Origin of the sequence: Entomomonas asaccharolytica, assembly GCF_016653615.1 — a bacterium.
Classification (GTDB): domain Bacteria; phylum Pseudomonadota; class Gammaproteobacteria; order Pseudomonadales; family Pseudomonadaceae; genus Entomomonas; species Entomomonas asaccharolytica.
The window spans coordinates 208,128-227,655 of sequence record NZ_CP067393.1; the positions used below are offsets into that span (position 1 = coordinate 208,128).

At 36.4% G+C, this 19,528-nt stretch carries 22 protein-coding genes and 1 tRNA gene; 8 read left to right on the forward strand and 15 right to left on the reverse strand.

Features of this window, described 5'->3' with window-relative positions; translation table 11 throughout:
• Positions 1-52: 52 nt before the first annotated feature.
• From rimI to JHT90_RS01020, 10 genes are all read right to left on the reverse strand, one after another.
• The gene (rimI, locus tag JHT90_RS00975; RefSeq protein ID WP_379971664.1) at positions 53-514 is read right to left on the reverse strand and encodes a ribosomal protein S18-alanine N-acetyltransferase; all 462 of its coding nucleotides are present in this window, start codon (positions 512-514) and stop codon (positions 53-55) included.
• Positions 502-1,248, reverse strand: a complete 747-nt coding sequence (locus JHT90_RS00980) for an energy transducer TonB (RefSeq protein ID WP_201093017.1) — start codon at positions 1,246-1,248, stop codon at positions 502-504. The genes rimI and JHT90_RS00980 overlap by 13 nt, the downstream gene beginning before the upstream one ends.
• Before the next feature lie 166 nt (positions 1,249-1,414).
• Positions 1,415-1,879 (reverse strand): protein-export chaperone SecB, encoded by a 465-nt coding sequence (gene secB / locus JHT90_RS00985; protein ID WP_201093019.1) that lies wholly within the window; start codon positions 1,877-1,879, stop codon positions 1,415-1,417.
• Between the two features lie 34 nt (positions 1,880-1,913).
• Positions 1,914-2,171 carry a glutaredoxin 3 gene (grxC, locus tag JHT90_RS00990; protein ID WP_201093021.1) on the reverse strand — a complete coding sequence of 86 codons (258 nt, stop codon included), beginning with the start codon at positions 2,169-2,171 and terminating at the stop codon, positions 1,914-1,916.
• A gap of 4 nt (positions 2,172-2,175) precedes the next feature.
• Positions 2,176-2,610, reverse strand: coding sequence for a rhodanese-like domain-containing protein (locus JHT90_RS00995; RefSeq protein ID WP_201093023.1), 435 nt, complete (start codon positions 2,608-2,610; stop codon positions 2,176-2,178).
• 69 nt (positions 2,611-2,679) lie between these two features.
• Positions 2,680-3,780 (reverse strand): redox-regulated ATPase YchF, encoded by a 1,101-nt coding sequence (ychF, locus tag JHT90_RS01000; protein ID WP_201093025.1) that lies wholly within the window; start codon positions 3,778-3,780, stop codon positions 2,680-2,682.
• Between the two features lie 22 nt (positions 3,781-3,802).
• Entirely contained in the window at positions 3,803-4,387 is a 585-nt protein-coding gene (gene pth, locus JHT90_RS01005; protein WP_201093027.1) for an aminoacyl-tRNA hydrolase, read from the reverse strand.
• Positions 4,388-4,415: 28 nt separating this feature from the next.
• Positions 4,416-5,042 carry a 50S ribosomal protein L25/general stress protein Ctc gene (locus JHT90_RS01010; protein WP_201093029.1) on the reverse strand — a complete coding sequence of 209 codons (627 nt, stop codon included), beginning with the start codon at positions 5,040-5,042 and terminating at the stop codon, positions 4,416-4,418.
• Positions 5,043-5,148: 106 nt separating this feature from the next.
• Positions 5,149-6,093 (reverse strand): ribose-phosphate pyrophosphokinase, encoded by a 945-nt coding sequence (locus JHT90_RS01015; RefSeq protein WP_201093031.1) that lies wholly within the window; start codon positions 6,091-6,093, stop codon positions 5,149-5,151.
• A gap of 32 nt (positions 6,094-6,125) precedes the next feature.
• Positions 6,126-6,200, reverse strand: a tRNA-Gln gene (locus JHT90_RS01020).
• Positions 6,201-6,462: 262 nt separating this feature from the next.
• Here JHT90_RS01020 and mltF point away from each other — a divergent pair.
• Positions 6,463-7,935, forward strand: coding sequence for a membrane-bound lytic murein transglycosylase MltF (gene mltF / locus JHT90_RS01025; protein ID WP_407926487.1), 1,473 nt, complete (start codon positions 6,463-6,465; stop codon positions 7,933-7,935).
• Here the strand turns inward: mltF and tadA are convergent.
• Entirely contained in the window at positions 7,927-8,361 is a 435-nt protein-coding gene (gene tadA, locus JHT90_RS01030) for a tRNA adenosine(34) deaminase TadA (protein ID WP_236254078.1), read from the reverse strand. The genes mltF and tadA overlap by 9 nt on opposite strands.
• Before the next feature lie 330 nt (positions 8,362-8,691).
• On the opposite strand from tadA, the gene JHT90_RS01035 reads away from it, so the two are divergent.
• The 3 genes from JHT90_RS01035 to aguA are packed head-to-tail and all read left to right on the forward strand — an operon-like array spanning position 8,692 to position 12,083.
• A complete protein-coding gene (locus JHT90_RS01035; RefSeq protein WP_201093035.1) occupies positions 8,692-10,065 on the forward strand; it encodes a glutamine synthetase family protein in 1,374 nt (457 codons plus the stop codon).
• Positions 10,066-10,093: 28 nt separating this feature from the next.
• Complete coding sequence (gene aguB / locus JHT90_RS01040; protein WP_201093037.1) at positions 10,094-10,972, forward strand: N-carbamoylputrescine amidase; 879 nt, start codon at positions 10,094-10,096, stop codon at positions 10,970-10,972.
• A gap of 10 nt (positions 10,973-10,982) precedes the next feature.
• Positions 10,983-12,083, forward strand: coding sequence for an agmatine deiminase (gene aguA / locus JHT90_RS01045; RefSeq protein WP_201093039.1), 1,101 nt, complete (start codon positions 10,983-10,985; stop codon positions 12,081-12,083).
• Here aguA and cpdA read toward each other — a convergent pair whose 3' ends face one another.
• The 3 genes from cpdA to JHT90_RS01060 form a co-directional block, all read right to left on the reverse strand.
• Positions 12,084-12,890, reverse strand: coding sequence for a 3',5'-cyclic-AMP phosphodiesterase (cpdA, locus tag JHT90_RS01050; protein WP_201093041.1), 807 nt, complete (start codon positions 12,888-12,890; stop codon positions 12,084-12,086). It lies immediately after the preceding gene.
• Positions 12,891-12,969: 79 nt separating this feature from the next.
• Positions 12,970-13,548, reverse strand: coding sequence for a hypothetical protein (locus tag JHT90_RS01055; RefSeq protein ID WP_201093043.1), 579 nt, complete (start codon positions 13,546-13,548; stop codon positions 12,970-12,972).
• A 125-nt stretch (positions 13,549-13,673) separates the two neighbouring features.
• Positions 13,674-14,519 carry a 23S rRNA (adenine(2030)-N(6))-methyltransferase RlmJ gene (locus tag JHT90_RS01060; protein WP_201093045.1) on the reverse strand — a complete coding sequence of 282 codons (846 nt, stop codon included), beginning with the start codon at positions 14,517-14,519 and terminating at the stop codon, positions 13,674-13,676.
• A gap of 190 nt (positions 14,520-14,709) precedes the next feature.
• Between JHT90_RS01060 and ppx the strand changes: the two genes are divergently transcribed.
• Positions 14,710-16,215, forward strand: a complete 1,506-nt coding sequence (gene ppx, locus JHT90_RS01065) for an exopolyphosphatase (protein ID WP_201093047.1) — start codon at positions 14,710-14,712, stop codon at positions 16,213-16,215.
• The gene (locus JHT90_RS01070) at positions 16,205-17,083 is read left to right on the forward strand and encodes a TraB/GumN family protein (protein WP_201093049.1); all 879 of its coding nucleotides are present in this window, start codon (positions 16,205-16,207) and stop codon (positions 17,081-17,083) included. The genes ppx and JHT90_RS01070 overlap by 11 nt, the downstream gene beginning before the upstream one ends.
• A 4-nt stretch (positions 17,084-17,087) precedes the next feature.
• Here JHT90_RS01070 and folM read toward each other — a convergent pair whose 3' ends face one another.
• On the reverse strand, positions 17,088-17,792 hold the full coding sequence (folM, locus tag JHT90_RS01075) for a dihydromonapterin reductase (protein ID WP_201093051.1): 705 nt from the start codon (positions 17,790-17,792) through the stop codon (positions 17,088-17,090).
• 257 nt (positions 17,793-18,049) lie between these two features.
• Between folM and xerD the strand changes: the two genes are divergently transcribed.
• Positions 18,050-18,952, forward strand: a complete 903-nt coding sequence (gene xerD, locus JHT90_RS01080) for a site-specific tyrosine recombinase XerD (RefSeq protein WP_201093053.1) — start codon at positions 18,050-18,052, stop codon at positions 18,950-18,952.
• A 68-nt stretch (positions 18,953-19,020) separates the two neighbouring features.
• Entirely contained in the window at positions 19,021-19,503 is a 483-nt protein-coding gene (locus JHT90_RS01085; RefSeq protein WP_201093055.1) for an Lrp/AsnC family transcriptional regulator, read from the forward strand.
• Positions 19,504-19,528: the final 25 nt, after the last annotated feature.

Consider the following 19,528-nt stretch of genomic DNA (forward strand, 5'->3'; position numbering starts at 1 on the left):
CAGATTTCTCCCCCTCCCTAAATTTGAAATCTGGGATTTTTTTTGTTTAAAATTAGTCAGTTGCAATTAAATAAGCCATGATTAACGCATCTTCATGACCTTTAGCTGTAGGGTAATAATTGGTACGGCGTCCTATTTCATTAAAACCATAACTTTCATAGAGATGATAAGCATTTAAATTACTTTCACGTACTTCTAAAAAGCATTCTTTAGCGCCTAGTTGTTCGGTTTCTTTCATTAGGTGATCTAATAACAGTTTACCCAATCCTTTATTTTGTTGTGGAGGATTTATGGCAATATTAAGTAGTTCAGCTTCATCTACAATAATTTTAAGGAAACCATAGCCTGCTAATTGCTGTTGATTAAATAATAGCCAACATTGGTAACTGCTGACAGCATCTTTGATTATGTTTTTTGACCAAGGGTGATAGTGAGCCTGTTGTTCTATATGATAAACAACATCCACATCTTCAATTGTCATTTTACGAAAAAAGAGATCGGCTATACTTGCCATAGCGGGATCAATTGGCGAATGCTTTGCCAGAGGTTAGCTTTGTATTGTGGGTTATCAATCAGTAATTCTAAGCTAGGGCTTAGTAAGGTTTGGCCCAATAAATCTACAATAGGTGTTTGATAATAGTCTTGTTCGTCTAGTCCTATTGTATAGCGAATAGTTGATAATCCAATTAACCATAGGCAACAACTATCAGTTGCTTGCTCTTGATAGGTACTAATAAAGCTTTGTAAAAACTCTTGTGCCTCTTTTCTCCCTTGTGGAATAACAATCTGTTTAAAAAGCGGCCAATGAACAATATCACCTAATAATTGAGGGCTATCTGGCAATTTAGCAGCACGTAAAATATTACGCAGTAGTTGATAAGCAGGATCTCTGATCTGGAATGCACTGCCAGTGGGTAATTCTACTAACAGTAAACAACGACCTGCTTGCATTAATTGTAATGAGAAATGCGGTGTTTCATCAGAAGTAGTAGTAGCTGATGTAATTTCAGGGGTATAGGATTGTTCTACAGTAATTGGCTCTATAATTGTAACTTTTTCTTCAACAGTTATATCAACGATGATTTCTTTAGTGACTGTTTCTAATATAGGTTGAGAAACAGATGAGTCACTAATTACATTATTATCAGTAGCTGTAACAGAGGGCGCTGCATAAGGTAATACTACTCGTGGTAGCCAAGTATCAATTTGCATGGCAGCTAAGTAATTATTACGCAGAGTTTCATTCATCACTAATAAGCTTTTTTCAGTAAATTATCTTGCTATTTTACCTATTACTACAGCTAATGTTTAGTAAAAATAATTATTTATTTGTATAAAAAATAAATCTATAAATTACATATTTATTTAAATAAAAAAGCCCAGTTAAACTGGGCTTTCTAAATAATATTAACTTTTATTGTTTTTGAGTAGAGCTTTCTTGTTTCATACGCTCTAACTCTTGCTGATATAACGCATCAAAATTTATAGGGGCGAGCATTAATGCAGGGAAGGAACCTTTTACTACTAGGTTATCTAGAGTTTCGCGGGCATAAGGGAAAAGTAAATTAGGGCAGAATGAACCAAGCATGTGGCTTACATCATCTGCACCAAGCCCTTTAATTAAGAAAATACCTGCTTGTTGTACTTCAGCAATAAAAGCTACATCATCATCAATTTTAGCGGTAGCAGAAAGTGTTAAAACGACTTCATATACATTGTCTTCTAAAGAATTTTGACGAGTATTTAAATCTAGATTAACCGCAGGTTTCCATTCTTTTAAGAAGATTTCAGGTGTTTTAGGAGATTCAAAAGACACATCACGTACATAGATACGTTGAATGGAAAATTGTGGTTCTGGAGCGTTGTTTTGTTCAGACATATAAAGTATTCATCCGTTATCAATTAATAAAGAACTAGTTCGTAGCGAGTAATGAATCTAGTTTTCCCGTATTTTCTAATGCAAATAGATCGTCACAACCACCAATATGTTGGTCATTGATCCAAATTTGTGGAACAGAGTTTTTACCAGCTTTTTCTCTCATTTCAGCACGGACTGCTGGCTTGCCATCCACGGTAATTTCTTGAAAGCCAACACCTTTATGAGTTAATAGTTGTTTTGCTTTAATACAATAAGGGCACCAAGCACTTGTATAAATAATAATTTTAGCCATATTACTAAGCCTTTGCTTTCTTTTTGACTAAAGGTAAGCCATCTGCTTTCCAGTTAGCAATACCACCACCCAATTTTGCTACGTTAAATCCTGATTTTTTCATATCTCGGCAGATAGGTCCACTTTGTTGACCTTGGCTATCTACGATAACAATAACCTTATTCTCTTTATATTTATTTAGCTCAACCACCCGTGAAGTGAACTTATCAAAAGGAATGTTTACTGAGTCAGTAATGTGTCCTGCACCAAAATCTTTAGAGGAGCGAATATCTACGATAATGGCTTGATCGCTATTAAGTAATGAAGTAAGTTGAGCTGAGCCAATGCTACGGCCACCACGACGTATTTCAGTAATAGCTAATACCACCAATAGAGCTAAAAAAACACCACAGAGAAGGTAGTGGTTACCAATAAATTCTATAATTCGAGAAGTATCCATTAATTAATGAGTTCCGCTATAAATGATCAGTAAGTATACACGAAGTTTCACAAAAGCTAATAAAGTAGTTTATACATTAAAACGGAAATGCATAACATCGCCATCTTTCACAATGTAATCTTTACCCTCTAAACGCCATTTACCTGCTTCTTTAGCACCAGCCTCTCCCTTATATTGAACAAAATCATCATAAGCAATCACTTCAGCGCGAATAAAACCTTTTTCAAAGTCAGTGTGGATAACAGCTGCTGCTTGTGGAGCTGTAGCACCTACTCTAACTGTCCAAGCTCTTACTTCTTTAACACCAGCAGTAAAATAGGTTTGTAAATTCAATAATTCGTAGCCAGCACGAATTACGCGATTTAAACCAGGTTCTTCTAAGCCAAGTTCTTCAAGGAACATGTCTTTGTCTTCACCATCTTCAAGTTCAGCAATTTCTGCTTCTATTTTATTGCAGATAGGGACAACAACAGCACCTTCTTCGGTTGCTATGGCTTTTACAACATCTAAGTGAGGATTATTTTCAAAACCATCTTCTGCTACATTAGCAATATACATTACAGGTTTTACAGTGAGTAGATGGAAGGTTTTGATTTTCGTTTTTTCTTCTGGCGATAAATCTTTAAGCATTGAGCGGGCAGGTTTACCATCTATTAAATGAATTTGTAATTTTTCTAATAAAGCCTTGCTAGCGATGGCTTCTTTATCGCCACCCTTAGCCAATTTTTGGGCGCGTTGTAGTTGCTTTTCAATGCTATCAAGGTCAGCAAAAATCAGTTCGAGGTCGATAATTTCAATATCACGTTTTGGATCAACGCTATCGGCCACATGAACAATATTATCGTCTTCAAAACAACGTACAACGTGGGCAATGGCATCAGTTTCACGAATATTGGCTAAAAATTGGTTACCTAAACCTTCACCTTTTGAAGCCCCTTTTACTAAACCAGCAATATCCACAAATTCCATGGTAGTAGGGAGAACACGTTCTGGTTTAACAATCTCTGCTAAAATATTTAAACGTGCATCGGGCATAGGCACGATGCCACTGTTAGGTTCAATAGTACAGAACGGAAAATTTTCAGCGCCAATACCTGCTTTGGTAAGCGCGTTAAATAAGGTAGATTTACCAACATTTGGTAAGCCAACAATACCGCAATTAAACCCCATTGTATGTATCCCTTAAAGTTATTTATGCTTTTTGACTATGTAATTGATGCATGGCCTTGTTCCAATTGCCTGCCACTATGTCAGGTAATATATCAAGTGTATGTTGTATACTGGTAGCTAGCAATTGGCGTTCTGCTTGAGGCGCTCTACTTAATACAAAATTTGAAACTAAGTTTTTGTTTCCAGGATGACCAATACCTAGTCGTAAGCGATAGAAGTTATTTTGATTAGCACATTGCGCAATAATATCGCGTAAGCCATTATGACCGCCATGCCCACCACCTTGTTTCAGTTTTGCTGTACCAGGCAGTAAATCAAGCTCATCATGTGCTACTAATATAGCCTCAGTAGGAATCCGATAAAAGTTGGCTAGTGCTGCTACGGCTTGACCACTACGATTCATGTAGGTTGTTGGAATAAGTAATCTTACATCATGACCATTTAAGGTAAAGCGACCAACTAATCCAAAATACTTGCGATCAGCTACTAATGGAACATTATATTTTTCTGCAATGCACTCAACGAAAAGGGCTCCTGCATTATGCCTAGTTTGATCATACTCTAGTCCTGGATTACCAAGACCTACTATCAACTGTACGGCAGTCATGTCAGGAGCCCCTCTTTATACAGGAGAATTACTCTGCTGCAGGTGTTTCACCACCAGTTGTGTCTTCATCAGCACTTTGTACACGTGGTGTATGAATAGTAGCAACAGGTAAGTCATTGTTATGAGCTAGGGCTACAAGTTCTACACCTTTAGGAGCTTTAAGATCTGATAAGTGAACGATTTGATCAAGTTCAACATTAGCCATATCTACTTCAATAAACTCTGGTAAGTCTTTTGGTAAACAGCTAATTTCAACTTCACCAGTGATGTGAGAAATTTCACCACCACCTTGTTTAACACCAACTGCTGTTGCTTCGTTGATGAAGTGTAAAGGAATAGTTGTAGTAATTTTTTGACCAGCAACCATGCGTTGGAAATCAATATGTAAAACGAAACCTTTAGAAGGATGACGTTGTAACGCTTTGATTAATACACTTTCTTTTTGACCAGCAACATTAACAGTTAAGATATGACTAAAAACTGTTTCGTTCTCTAATAACTTAGCAAGGTCTTTAGCTAGTAAGCTAACTGATTTAGGTGCTTTGTCGCCACCATAAATAATACCAGGAACCATGCTTGCGTTACGACGTAGGCGGCGGCTCGCACCTTTCCCTAAATCATCACGCGCTTGTGCGTCTATTACAAAATCTACCATTTTTTAAAATCTCCAAAAATAAAAACGCTCAAAACGTTTGCGACCAGCGTTTGAGCGACTTATAAAAAGGCTTATTTATTAATAAGCCAAGTAAATTAGCGCTTGTCTAATAACGGAACATAGCGCTAATGGATTCTTCATTGCTAATACGACGTACTGCTTCAGCTACAATCGGTGCAATATCTAACTGGCGAATTTTAGCACAACCTTGTGCTTTTGCCGAGAGGGGAATGGTATTTGTCACGACTAATTCGTCGAGCACTGAACCATTAATATTCTCTATAGCGGCACCAGATAAAATTGGATGCGTACAATAAGCTAACACTTTAGTTGCGCCAAAGTCTTTTAAAGCTTTCGCAGCATGGCAAAGAGTGCCAGCAGTATCTACCATATCATCAACCAGTATACAGGTACGGTTTTCTACTTCACCAATAACATGCATTACTTCTGACTGATTAGCTTTAGGGCGACGTTTATCAATAATAGCGAGTTCAACACCTAATGATTTGGCAACCGCTCTTGCTCTCACTACACCACCAATATCAGGGGATACGACCAGTAAATTTTCAAAGCGTTGTGCAATGATATCATCTACTAATACAGGAGAACCATAGATGTTATCTACTGGAATATCAAAGAAGCCTTGAATTTGGTCTGCGTGCAGGTCAACAGTCAAAACACGGTTAACACCTACTGTATCTAGTATATCAGCAGCTACTTTGGCAGTGATCGGTACACGCGCAGAACGTGGACGTCGATCTTGGCGTGCATAACCAAAATAAGGAATAACAGCCGTAATACGGCTAGCAGATGAGCGACGAAAGGCGTCAGCCATTACTACTAATTCCATTAAATTATCATTGGTTGGGGCACAAGTAGGTTGAATTAAAAAAACATCCTTACCACGAACATTTTCATTAATTTCTACGCTGATTTCACCGTCAGAGAATTTACCAACAGATACATCTCCAAGAGGAATGTGTAGCTGGCTAACCACACGTTTTGCTAGATCAGGGTTAGCGTTCCCTGTAAAAACCATCATTTTTGACATGAAGTGATACCTAGAGAGGTTATCAAAGAATATGGCAGGGGTGGCTGGATTCGAACCAACGCATGGCAGGATCAAAACCTGCTGCCGTACCGCTTGGCTACACCCCTATACTATTTAAAATATTAAAATAGGTATTTTAGGTTTCTTGCTTATCAAGAATTGGTGCGCACTTTAATGTTTAGAGAGGATAATGTCAACACCTAAACAAAAAAAATATTAGAAAACTTAATTTAATATTAATGTAAAACTAAAAATTTAGACATTAGTATTACTTTGCGATAGACTCTCAAAAACATATAAAAAGTGCGAGTTAAATCTGTAGTCTTGAGCGATTTAAGAAATATTTTATTAATATCAATCTGGTAGATGATGAGATTATTCAAACAAGTGTCACAAAAAACTTTTTTGCCTTGGTTCTGGTCTGGGCTGATGAGTTTATGCCTTGTAGGGTGTGATTCAGGTACTTCAATGACTGCTTTAGAAAAAATAAAGCAGGAGGGAGTATTGCATGTGGTCACTCGTAATAGTCCAGTTACTTATTTTGAAGATCGTAATGGAGAAACAGGTTTTGAGTATGAGTTAGCAAAACGTTTTGCTAATAAGTTAGGTGTAGAACTTAAGGTTGCACCTGTTAACTCATTTGATGAGGTATATAATAAGGTTGCTGAGGGTGGTCAATTAGTTATTGGTGCTGCTAGTTTAGTTAATACTGCTAGAAGGAATGAGCAGGTAAGCTTTTCGAATCCTTATTTAGCTGTTGATAGTTTAGTGTTGTATCAACGTTCAGCTAAACGGCCTAGCAATGTCAAAGATTTAATTGGTAAGTCTATTTTGGTTGTTAAAGGAAGTAGTCAAGCTGATCAATTAAGGGCCTTACAACAACAATATCCAAACTTGTCTTTTCAAGAATCAGATACAGTAGATGTAGTTGATCTTTTACAGCTACTTGAAGATAAAAAAATAGATATAACAATTATTAACTCTAACGCACTGGCTATGACTCAAGTATATTACACGAATGTTCGGGTTGGTTTTGTGTTAGAAAAACAGCAAAAAATGGGTTGGGCTGTTGCAAATAACGCTGAAGATACAAGTGTCATAGATGCTATTAATGAGTTTTTTGAAGAGGTTGAGGACTCAGGTAGTTTAGCCCGTTTAAATGATCGTTTTTTTGGACATCTAGACACGCTAGGTTATGTTGGTGCTTATTCTTTTGCTCGCCATTTACAAGAACGTTTACCTAAATATGAAAAATATTTTATTGAATATGGCAAAAAGAATAATTTAGATTGGCGATTACTGGCAGCTGTTGCTTATCAAGAGTCACATTGGAACCCAGATGCAGTCTCACCCACAGGGGTGAGAGGGATAATGATGTTGACACAAAGAACAGCAAAAGCTATGGGGGTTGAAAATCGTTTAGATGCTAAGCAAAGTATTATGGGTGGAGCGAAGTTTTTATCTATCTTAAAGCAATCAATAAAGAAAGAAATAGTAGATCCTGATCGAACCTTTTTTGCATTAGCGGCTTATAATATGGGGCAAGGCCATCTTGCTGATGTTCAGAAAATAGCAGAGTTGAATAAATTAGATGGCAACTCGTGGCGTGATGTGAATCAGGTATTACCCTTAATTTCTCAAAAGCAGTGGTATCAACAAACGCGTTATGGATATGCAAGAGGTTTTGAGACTAAACAATTTGTACGTAATGTCCGTCGCTATTATGATATTTTAAATTGGTTAAGTCACTCACAGCGTGAAATGCCAAAAATAGAAGATCCCCAGTTACATATTCCTACATTAAGTCGTAATGAGTCAATGACCACGACTAAATCACTTTAAGCGACGATTTTTAAAGAATTCTTTTAATAAAGCGGAACATTCATCAGCCAATACACCACCCTCAATTATTAAACGATGATTAAGAAATGGTTTATTAAAAAATTGATCTTGGCTAATAATAACACCAGCCTTTGGTTCTGTTGTACCGTAAACAAGACGACCAATACGAGCGTGCACTAGTAATCCTGCACACATACTGCAAGGCTCTAGTGTGACATAGAGGGTTGTATCAATAAGACGATAATTATTGAGTGTTTGAGCAGCCTCACGAATTGCCACCATCTCAGCATGAGCGCTAGGATCATGTTGTGTAATAGGTTGATTAAAGCCACGCCCAATAATGGTGCCATTATGGACAATAACAGCGCCTACGGGAACTTCGCCAATAGCATAACCTTGCTTGGCTAAGTCTATTGCTTGTTGCATAAAGTATTGGTCTTGGCTGCGATCAATAATTTGCTTAGTATGTATATTCAAGCTAGTTTTCTATCATCATAAAGTTGCTAATTGTGAGTTGAATAATAATCATTGACAGGTTATAGTCAAGTTTTGGCATAAAGTATGCTTAAAATTTAAAAGTTATGAAAGTATAGAAAAGATTAAAAAGTTAAATAAGAGTCATCGTAATGACTACATAAAAAACAATTATTCTAATATAAATAATAAGTTAGATTAAATTTACTATAAATAGATAATTGACAGTATGGTTGCTTTACGTTTGACTTAAAGGTTCATAGGTAATAAAGGTATTCTATCATGACAGTACCCCTGCGTGCTGATCCATTAGAAGCAAGTGAGTTTTTAAAAAAACACCCAGAAATACAGTTTGTTGATTTGTTAATTGCTGATATGAATGGGATTGTTCGTGGTAAGCGTATAGAACGAGCTAGTTTACAAAAAGTATATGAAAAAGGGATTAATCTTCCAGCCTCTATTTTTGCTTTAGATATTAATGGTTCTACTGTAGAAAGTTCAGGGTTAGGACTTGATATTGGTGAGGCAGACCGTGTTTGTTATCCTATCGCTGGTACATTATGTGTTGAGCCTTGGCAAAAAAGACCAACCGCACAATTATTGATGGCGATGTATGAGCCTGATGGTACTCCTTTTTTTGCTGACCCTCGTGAAGTGTTGCGGCAAGTAGTTAAGCAGTTCGATAATTTAGGATTAACTATTTGTGCTGCTTTTGAGGTTGAGTTTTATTTAATTGATCAAGAAAATATTAATGGTCGACCTCAGCCGCCTCTTTCTCCTATTTCTGGCAAGCGGCCGCAGTCTAATCAGGTTTATCTTATTGATGATTTAGATGAATATGCAGATTGTTTACAGGATATTTTGGATGGTGCAAAAGTGCAGGGTATCCCTGCTGATGCCATTGTAAAAGAAAGCGCACCTGCACAATTTGAGGTGAATTTGCACCATGTTACAGATCCTATTAGAGCGTGTGAATATGCAATTTTACTAAAACGATTAATTAAAAATATTGCATATGACCATGAAATGGATACTACTTTTATGGCTAAGCCCTATCCTAAACAAGCAGGGAATGGTTTACATCTGCATGTATCGATCTTGGATAAAGAGGGTAATAATATTTTTACTGCAGATGATGCTGAGCAAAATGAGATATTACGTCATGCTGTCGGTGGGGTATTGGAAACGTTACCAAAAAGTATGGCGTTCTTGTGTCCTAATGTGAATTCTTATAGGCGTTTTAGCGCACAATTTTATGTGCCTAATGCCCCAACATGGGGGTTAGATAATAGGACAGTAGCTATCCGTATTCCTACAGATACACCAAATTCCATCCGAATTGAACACAGAGTGGCTGGCGCGGATGCTAACCCTTATTTATTGATGGCAGGTTTGTTAACAGGTATTCATCATGGTCTTACTAATAAAATAGAACCAGCCAAAGCAGTAGAAGGCAATGCTTATGAGCAGTATGAGCCTAGCTTACCCAATAATTTAAGGGATGCATTAAGAGAGTTAGATGATAGTGAGGTATTTGCGCGTTATATTGATCCAAAATATATTGATATATTTGTAGCCTGTAAAGAGAGCGAGTTGGAGGAGTTTGAACTATCCATTTCCGATTTAGAATATAATTGGTATTTACATACGGTTTAAACAATAAATTCATGATAATAGGTGTGATATGTCTCGATTGGTAACAGTAGCTGCTACCCAAATGGCTTGTAGTTGGGATCGTGATGCTAATATTACTAAGGCTGAAAAATTAGTTCGAGAGGCTGCTGGCAAAGGGGCAAATATTATTCTCATTCAAGAGTTGTTTGAAACACCTTATTTTTGTCAAAAACCTAATGCTGATTATATGCTTTTAGCAACCCCTATAGAAGATAACCCAGCTATCAAACATTTCCAACAAATTGCAGCTGAATTAAAGGTTGTATTACCCATTAGTTTTTTTGAGCTAGCGGGACGTGCTCGTTTTAATAGTATTGCGATTATTGATGCTGATGGTAGTTTATTAGGTATTTATCGTAAGAGTCATATCCCAGACGGCCCTGGTTACCATGAGAAGTATTATTTTAATCCTGGTGATAGGGGTTTTCAGGTTTGGCAAACTCGCTATGCGAAGATCGGTGTAGGCATTTGTTGGGATCAATGGTTTCCAGAAACAGCTCGTGCAATGGCTTTATTAGGGGCTGAGTTATTATTTTATCCCACCGCTATTGGTAGTGAGCCGCATGACGCTACTATTTCTTCAAGAGATCATTGGCAACGAGTACAGCAAGGTCATGCTGGTGCTAATGTAATGCCTTTAATTGCTTCTAATCGTGTAGGTAGAGAGGATCAAGAAGACTATCATATTACCTTCTATGGTTCTTCATTTATAGCCAATCAGTTTGGTGAGAAAGTGGCTGAAATGGATGAGTTAACAGAAGGGGTAATTACTTATGCTTTTGATTTAGATGCATTAGAAAAAATCCGTAGTGCATGGGGTGTATTTAGAGATCGTCGGCCAAACTTGTACTATCCATTAACAACCCTTGATGGTTATCTTGAATCCTAAGGATTGCAATATGCTAACTACTCCAAAAGCTGATGGGTTTTATATGCCTGCCGAGTGGTATCCACAATATCAAGTGTGGATGATTTGGCCTGAGCGTACTGATAATTGGCGTTTAGGTGCTAAGCCAGCTCAAAAAGCTTTTACTGAAGTTGCGTTAGCTATTGCTGAATTTGCTAGGGTAACTGTGGGGGTAAGTGCTAGACAGTATGAAAATGCATTGCTTCATTTAACAAAAGAGTCTACAGATAAACCCATACGAGTGGTTGAGCTTTCATCGAATGATGCGTGGGCTAGGGATACTGGCCCAACTTTTGTAATCCGTAAGGATGGTGAAGAGTTACGGGGTGTTGATTGGGGATTTAATGCTTGGGGTGGCTTAGAGGGTGGTTTATATTTTCCTTGGGATTTTGATGAGCAAGTAGCCTCAAAGATACTCCAGATAGAAGGATGTCATCGTTATCGTTGTGATGGTTTTGTGCTTGAAGGTGGTTCTATCCATGTGGATGGTGAGGGAACAGTATTAACAACAGAAGAATGTTTACTAAATCACAATCGTAACCCCCATTTAACACGTCAACAAATAGAACAATATCTTAGTGATTATTTAAATATTGAAAAAGTAATTTGGTTACCTCAAGGGTTATATAATGATGAAACCAATGGGCATATAGATAATTTTTGTTGTTTTATTCGTCCAGCAGAAGTAATACTGGCGTGGACAGATGATGTAAACAATCCCAATTACGGTCGTTGCCAAGAGGCTTGGCAAGTTTTAGAAGCAACTACAGATGCACAAGGAAGAAAACTAACGATTCATAAAATGCCTATCCCAGGGCCACTATTTGCCACAGAGGAAGAGTGTGCAGGAGTCGATTATCAGCAAGGTAGTCAGCCTAGGGATCCTTCTATTCAATTAGCTGGCTCATATATTAATTTTTTAATAGTGAATGATGGTATTGTCGCTCCTTGCTTTAATGATCCTAAAGATCAAGAAGCGCAAGCTATTTTGCAACAACTGTTTCCTGATAAAAAAGTGGTCATGGTTGCTGGTCGTGAAATTTTATTAGGTGGGGGTAATATCCATTGTATTACCCAGCAGCAACCATTTTAATCAATAACTATCAGCAGTTGAGTCAATAGTAAAGGGATTTTCTTTTAGGCGGGAAATGCCTGTATCGATATGGCCGTTGTTAAAAAGCTTAATCCAGCGATAGCCTGGCGCTAAATTATCTAATTTGAATTCATCTGTATCTGGTGCAAATTGAATGCAAGTAGACGGACTAGAGAATAAGTAAGTTCCACGATAATATAATTCAACAACTTGATGTATGTGACCACATAGAACGACATTAGCATTTAAAAAATACTCAAGGCAATCTAAAAACTCCCATGATTCTTGCAATCTTATATCATTAAGCCAACGGGCATTTGTCGCAAAGGCTGGATGATGAATACCAATTAAATGAAAACGTTTGGTTGATTGCAGAGACTTTAATAGGTTTTCTAATAGTTCTTTTGGTAGCTTGCCGTAATTTTCACCTATAACTTGCGAGTTAAGGGTTATAACACGCCAATATTCACCTATATCTTGCTGAGTAATTAAATGTTCTTGGAAGCTATCAATATTCTGAATAACAGAAAAATCATCATGATTGCCAGATGTCCATAAAGAAGGAGCATTGATTCTTTTAATTTGTTCTTGAAAAAATTGATAAGAGGCTATGCTACCATCTTGCGAGATGTCGCCTGTTACTAGCACTAAGTCTATAGCTGATTGTTCTTCATTAATTAGTGTAACTACTTGCTTTAGGCTTTCAGCCGTTGTAACACCCAAGAGTTTTTCCTGTGGATTGGCAAAAAGGTGGGGGTCAGTTAATTGTACACAAAGTAAATAATCTTTATGGGATGCCGCAGTCATTATTAAAAAAGAACCTTTTGATACTATTTAAAGGTTTTTAGTATAACGGATAAATTGTTATCTACCTAACGCAAACTTATTACATAGGGGGTAGTTCTTGTAAACAGCTTACTCGTTTTTGCATAGCATCTTCTTTAGTAATGCAGTCAGAAATACCCTTAAAATGAGGATTTCTAGAAAAATCGTCCATACAATAATCATAAAAGTTTGGGTCACTACCCATTTCTTCTAATTGAGTTATAGATAGCTTTTCTTGATTGTATTCTTCTAACGTAATATTTTTTTCTTGGTAATTCTTATCTGCTATTCTATGTAAATAAAGTGCTGTACTCATCATACTAGTTTGAGTTGTTTGACAGCTGATTCGTTGCTGTCTTAATTTTGCTTCAGCGATGGTTTCTTGCCTTTGTTCAGCAGTTGCTTCTTCTTTTTTTTCGGCGAAAATTAGTGTTCTAGAATCTTTTGCTACTTCAATTTTACTAGGTGTCTCATTCGAAGTTTGACTAGGGGGAATTTTAGAGTAGTGCCATTTACCTGAAGTATCTTGCCATTTGTATAGTATTTTATTATTGTCTTTTTGTTGTGCAAATACAACTGTAGGGATTGACAGTATGAATCCTAAGGAAAGAGTAACAATTATCTGCGTGATATTTTTCATAATGATTAAGAATCATACCTATAAAAACTAAAATCAAATATTAGATAATAGTAATATTAAAAATGCCATTTAGCGTCATAAAATGACAAATTATGTCATATAGTATAAAAGCTTGATTTGTTAATTCATTTTACTGATTCGGCAATTAGCCAGTCAATATTCCATGTGCCAGTATCTTCAGTAAGTGCATTGGATAAATAGGGTAATAAAACAGTTAATTCATGCTCAAGCTTCCATGGTGGATTTGCAATAACCATTCCAGAACCATTTAATCCTAAATTATTATCAGCAGGTTTTACCATAAACTCTGCTTTTAACAGCTTGGGGGCATTGGTTTTTTTTAATTGATTATAAAAGTTGTTTAGATTTTTTTGATCTTTAATGGGATACCAAATAGCAACAATTGCTTGCCTCATTCGAGTTATAGCCTCGATTAAACTTTTGATACAAAGATCTAACTCATTTGTCTGTTCAAAAGGAGGATCTATCAGTAGTAGAAGTCTTTTTTCAGCAGTTGGTAACAAAGCTTTAGGTAATAGCCAGCCATCTTGTGTATGAATAGTGATACGGGGGTCTTTTCTGAAATTTTGCTTGAGTAGTTGAGCATCTTCTGGATGTTTTTCATTAAAAATCATACGATCCTGAGGGCGCATAAGTTGTTGAGCTAACATTGGAGAGCCAGGGTAATATCGTAAGCTTTGATCTAAATTAAGCTGGTTAATAACGGTTAGGTAATCATCTAATAATTCTGGTGTATTTTCTTGTTCAAGTAGTCGTTTAATACCTTCTAACCATTCACCAGTACGTTCTGCTTCTGAACTGTATAAATCATATATTCCTAAACCTGCATGACTATCTAAATAAGCAAAAGGTGTTTCTTTTTGACAAAGCAAAGCAATCAGACGGCTTAGTACAATATGTTTAAAAACATCTGCATGATTTCCTGCGTGGAATGCATGGCGATAGTTCATAGTAAATTTCCACTATATTAATAAGATGGTATCTTTTTTAGGTTTCAATAGTCGAGTGTCAGTAGAACAGGTTACAATATTTGTTATTATAGTAACAGTTATTGTTTATGTATTGTCTAATTAGACTGGTCTATTTAAAAGTATTACTCCTTTTCGTATTTTCTGTTGTTGATAACTAAGAAGTTAATATATGGTTGCTAATAAAAATATTCATTCTGTTGTTGCTACTATTGATTTAGGCTCAAATAGCTTTCATATGCTATTGGCTAGAGTTGACGATGAAAAAATACGTGTTTTAGAGCAATTAGGGGAAAAAGTACAACTGGCTGCTGGTATTACAGATAATCTTCAGCTAGATGATCAAGCAATGGAGCGGGGTTATAATTGCTTAAAGCGTTTTGCTCAGTTTGTTAATGATATGCCTTTGGGAAGCGTTAGAGTAGTAGGTACTAATGCGTTGCGGGAAGCAAGGAACCGCAAAGTATTTATTAAACATGCAGAAGAAATACTAAAACACCCTGTTGAAATTATTTCGGGTAGAGAGGAAGCACGACTTATCTATTTAGGAGTTTCCCATACCTTACGTAGTTCTAAAGATAAACGTTTAGTAGTTGATATTGGTGGTGGTAGTACTGAATTTATTATTGGTCAAGATTTTGAGCCAAAATTATTAGAAAGCCAGCAGATGGGTTGCGTTAGTTACAATAAACGTTTTTTTGTAGGAGAAAAACTCACGGCAAGCCGTTATGCACAAGCGTATACAGCGGCTCGATTAGAATTAATGGCTATTGAGCAATCACTACAAAAAATGGGTTGGCAAGAGGCCGTAGGTTCATCAGGAACCATAAAGGCAATAGCAAATGCTTGTAAATCAGCAGGTTATTCTACATCTGAGGCGGATATCACTCGCGAAGGTATCACTTGGTTAAAACAAAAAATTCTAAAACTAGGGGATATTGAAAAATTAAATATTGAAGGGATTAAAAATGATCGTAGGGCCATTTTACCACCAGGTTTAGCAATATTAGAAGCTGTTTTTGATGCACTTGATATTGATAAAATGATGTATTCAGAAGGAGCGCTCAGGGAGGGTGTACTTTATGATCAATTAGGACGTTATACCCATGAAGATGTTCGCGAACGTACCATGACTTATTTACAAGAACGTTATCGTGTGGATATGGAACAGGCTACAAGAGTATCTGAAAAGGCGTTAGAGACATTAGAGCAAGTGGCTGAAGCATGGGGACTTGAAGATGAATGGTATAGAGAGTTATTAGAGTGGGCTGCCAAAGTACATGAGATAGGGCTAGATATAGCCCATTATCAATACCATAAACACAGTGCTTATTTATTAGAATATTCAGAGTTATTAGGTTTTTCAAAACAAGAGCAACAGGAGTTAGCTTTATTAGTTAGAGGACATCGCCGTAATATTCCTAAAGAAAAATTTGAAGAGGCTACTGAGAACAGTGAGCAATTAATAAGGCTTTGTATCTTATTAAGATTTGCTATTTTATTCCATCATATTCGTAGTGATCAGAATAAACCAATAGTTAAATTAGTGGCAAAAACTAAAAAATTAGAGATTCGTTTTCCAGAAAACTGGCTAGAGGAGAATCCTTTAACAAGAGCTGATTTTGTACAAGAAGCTAGTTGGTTAAAACGTATTGGATATGACCTAAATGTTTCTTAAAGGGATGATGATGAGAAAGTGTACACGGTGGTTATTACTTATAATATTAATCTCACCAATAATAGCTTATGGCAAGAGTAGTGTATGGATAGCTGAAAAGGATAACCAAAAAATTATTTTAGCAGGCAGTGTCCATTTAATTCACCCATCACAACTTCCTTTGCCAACAGAATATTTAAAAGCATTCGATGCCTCTCAAAGAATAGTATTTGAGATAGATTTGGCTGAAATGACATCGTTAACATCTGCCGCTAAAATGATGCAGGCATTTCAGTTGCAGGGTACAACACTAGATAAAACACTGCAACCAGCAGTGTGGCGTGAGTTACAACAGGTGATGCAAAAATATAATGTGCCAGCCACATTGCTGATGTTCGATGCTGCTTTTATGAGTTTCTCTTTGCCTATGATTATTTGGCAACAACAGGGCTATCAAGAAGGAATTGATAAAGTTCTCTATGATAAAGCAAAACAACAGGGTAAAACGGTAGTTGGTTTAGAAACCTTTGATCAGCAATTAGCTGCTTTAGCTTCATTAAAACAAATAAATCCTAATATACTGATTGAAGAAACTTTAAAAGGGCTAACTGATCCAGAGTTGGCATTAGATACATTAGTAAAACAGGTCTATCAGGGTGAAACTACTGCCATTGAAGAACAGTTAGTGCATTATCAAACAAAAGATATGGAAACGTTTTACCAAAACTTATTAGTTAAGCGTAATCAAGCGTGGATAAGTCAAATTACTCGTTATGCAACAGATAATACGCCAACTATGGTGGTAGTAGGAGCCATGCATTTAGTGGGTGATGATAGCGTATTAAAATTATTAGAAGAAAAAGGTTATCAAATAAAATACTATGAATAAAGGGTTATTCCGCTTTTAAGTGTCGCCCTCCATTAATACTAAGGATTTCTCCAGTAATATTAGAGCTATCTAATAGATAATTGATCGCATTAAATATTTCTTGTTCCCCAGGAACAATATTGAGCAGTGATTTGTTAATAGCTTGTTGCTTATAGCTATCTGTATCATGCTCATTAAACATAACCAATGACGGTGCAATGCAATTCACTTTAACATGCGGAGCTAATTGTTTCGCAAAAGAAAGCGTTAAATTAGTTAAACCAGCCTTACTAGCACAATAGGCAATATGATCTATACTGCCCTTTCTAACACTATCATCAGTAATATGAATAATATCTGCTTGGCTAGACTTTTTAAGTAACTCACTACAATGTAGGTTAATTAAATAAGGTGCTTGCATATGTACAGTAAAAAGTTCTTCGAAAACTTTTCCAGTCCCATTATCTTTTGACCATGTGGAGGCATTATGAATAATGGCGCGTAATGAGGTTGTTGTTTGTTTTAGTTGAGTAATAAATTGCATTATACTTTCATTGTTTTGAAAGTCAGCTTGGATAGTGATAGCCCCTTTATTTTTTAATTGGTCAATGCTTGGGCGATATTGACGGTAGGTGATAATAACAGGAACGCCTTGTTCTAACCATTGCATAGCACAATAAAAACCAATCCGTTGGCCTGCACCTGTAATTAGAATAGGGGATATTGTCATATTAGTTCCTAATGGTGAATGGACGGTAGTGTATGGTAACCAATGCAGAAATAGAAAGCTATTGGATTGATTTATAGTCCAGTCTGTTTAAATTTACAAAACAAACAAATATAGCTTTGTTTATTACTAAACAATATGTTATTAGCTTTTAATGATTGTTTGGGTAGAGTAAGCAGTATATAGTGGTACAGGATTTACTATGAAACAAATAATAGATTCATTAAGTTATAAAATAATAGTGCTGCTAGAGATAAACAATGACTGAGCAACAAGCTGTGCCTGCAATTATTAATCAGTATATTGAAATGTTATGGTTAGAGAAGGGTTTATCTGATCACAGCCGTAATAGCTATTTAAGTGATTTACAGCATTTTGATCAATGGCTTGCAAAGCATAATGTTGGCATTGAAAAGGCAGGCCGAGAAATTATTTTAAACTATTTAGCTTGGCGCTTAGAAAAAGGTTATAAAGCCCGTTCAACAGCTCGTTTATTGTCCGCATTGCGGAGTTTTTATCGTTATTTAGTAAGAGAGGGTTTTTGTGAGAGTGATCCTACCTTACAAATTGAAATGCCTAAATTAGGGAATCCCTTACCTAAAATGTTGTCTGAACAAGATGTAGAAGCGCTATTAGCTGCACCAGACGTTGAAGATACGATTGGTTTGCGTGATAAGGCCATGTTAGAGGTTTTATATGCTTGTGGTTTACGAGTAACAGAGTTAGTAAGTTTAACGTTAGAACAAGTAAATTTACGACAAGGGGTATTGAAAACGTTTGGTAAAGGGCGGAAAGAGCGATTAGTCCCATTAGGTGAAGAAGCTATTATTTGGATAGAGCAGTATTTAAAAGCAGCAAGAGGGTTGTTATTAGTAGGTAAAGTTAGTGATGTATTATTTCCTAGTAGTCGTGGCGATATGATGACGCGGCAAACTTTTTGGCATCGTATCAAGCTTCATGCCAAAGTGGCAGGTATTAGTAAATCATTATCACCACATACTTTACGCCATGCTTTTGCAACACATTTATTAAATCATGGGGCTGATTTAAGGGTTGTGCAAATGTTGCTGGGGCATAGCGATTTATCAACAACCCAGATTTATACACATATTGCACAAGCACGACTACAAGAATTACATGCAAAACACCATCCACGCGGATGATGTTTTTTGTTTAATGATATTACTTTGTTCTATAGACTAGACTGTAAATTTACTTGAAAGAATATATTATGGAAAAGTTAGACCGTTACGATCTAAAGATTTTAGAAATATTGCAAAAAGATGCTAGTTTGCCAAACCATGAATTGGCAGATCAAATTGGTTTATCTCCATCACCTTGCTCAAGACGTATTAAGCAATTAGTAGAGTCTGGCTATATCGCTAAGCAAGTAGCCTTATTAGATGCAAAAAAATTAGGGCTTTCTTTGACGGTGTTTGTTTTGGTCGGTATGGATCGTCATACCCCTGAGCGATTTGAGCATTTTCAAGCAGAATTAACAAAACATTCAGAAGTGGTTGAGTGCAGTTTGATTACAGGGATGGACGCAGACTATCAGTTAAAAGTAGTGGTGCCTGATATTGATTATTATCAGAAGTTTTTATTAGGTGTATTAACCCGAATTGAGGGTGTTACTAGTGTTCGCTCTTGTTTTGTACTTAACCAAGTGATTTCAAAAACGGAAATGCCATTAGAGCATTTGAAGAAAGGTTAGTTATTTATCATTACTCATGAATTGA

Coding starts and splice junctions, on each gene's coding strand:
- rimI (WP_379971664.1), bottom strand. CDS start 514: ATGGCAAGTATAGCCGATCTCTTTTTTCGTAAAATGACAATTGAAGAT.
- JHT90_RS00980 (WP_201093017.1), bottom strand. CDS start 1,248: ATGAATGAAACTCTGCGTAATAATTACTTAGCTGCCATGCAAATTGAT.
- secB (WP_201093019.1), bottom strand. CDS start 1,879: ATGTCTGAACAAAACAACGCTCCAGAACCACAATTTTCCATTCAACGT.
- grxC (WP_201093021.1), bottom strand. CDS start 2,171: ATGGCTAAAATTATTATTTATACAAGTGCTTGGTGCCCTTATTGTATT.
- JHT90_RS00995 (WP_201093023.1), bottom strand. CDS start 2,610: ATGGATACTTCTCGAATTATAGAATTTATTGGTAACCACTACCTTCTC.
- ychF (WP_201093025.1), bottom strand. CDS start 3,780: ATGGGGTTTAATTGCGGTATTGTTGGCTTACCAAATGTTGGTAAATCT.
- pth (WP_201093027.1), bottom strand. CDS start 4,387: ATGACTGCCGTACAGTTGATAGTAGGTCTTGGTAATCCAGGACTAGAG.
- JHT90_RS01010 (WP_201093029.1), bottom strand. CDS start 5,042: ATGGTAGATTTTGTAATAGACGCACAAGCGCGTGATGATTTAGGGAAA.
- JHT90_RS01015 (WP_201093031.1), bottom strand. CDS start 6,093: ATGTCAAAAATGATGGTTTTTACAGGGAACGCTAACCCTGATCTAGCA.
- mltF (WP_407926487.1), top strand. CDS start 6,463: ATGAGATTATTCAAACAAGTGTCACAAAAAACTTTTTTGCCTTGGTTC.
- tadA (WP_236254078.1), bottom strand. CDS start 8,361: ATGCAACAAGCAATAGACTTAGCCAAGCAAGGTTATGCTATTGGCGAA.
- JHT90_RS01035 (WP_201093035.1), top strand. CDS start 8,692: ATGACAGTACCCCTGCGTGCTGATCCATTAGAAGCAAGTGAGTTTTTA.
- aguB (WP_201093037.1), top strand. CDS start 10,094: ATGTCTCGATTGGTAACAGTAGCTGCTACCCAAATGGCTTGTAGTTGG.
- aguA (WP_201093039.1), top strand. CDS start 10,983: ATGCTAACTACTCCAAAAGCTGATGGGTTTTATATGCCTGCCGAGTGG.
- cpdA (WP_201093041.1), bottom strand. CDS start 12,890: ATGACTGCGGCATCCCATAAAGATTATTTACTTTGTGTACAATTAACT.
- JHT90_RS01055 (WP_201093043.1), bottom strand. CDS start 13,548: ATGAAAAATATCACGCAGATAATTGTTACTCTTTCCTTAGGATTCATA.
- JHT90_RS01060 (WP_201093045.1), bottom strand. CDS start 14,519: ATGAACTATCGCCATGCATTCCACGCAGGAAATCATGCAGATGTTTTT.
- ppx (WP_201093047.1), top strand. CDS start 14,710: ATGGTTGCTAATAAAAATATTCATTCTGTTGTTGCTACTATTGATTTA.
- JHT90_RS01070 (WP_201093049.1), top strand. CDS start 16,205: ATGTTTCTTAAAGGGATGATGATGAGAAAGTGTACACGGTGGTTATTA.
- folM (WP_201093051.1), bottom strand. CDS start 17,792: ATGACAATATCCCCTATTCTAATTACAGGTGCAGGCCAACGGATTGGT.
- xerD (WP_201093053.1), top strand. CDS start 18,050: ATGACTGAGCAACAAGCTGTGCCTGCAATTATTAATCAGTATATTGAA.
- JHT90_RS01085 (WP_201093055.1), top strand. CDS start 19,021: ATGGAAAAGTTAGACCGTTACGATCTAAAGATTTTAGAAATATTGCAA.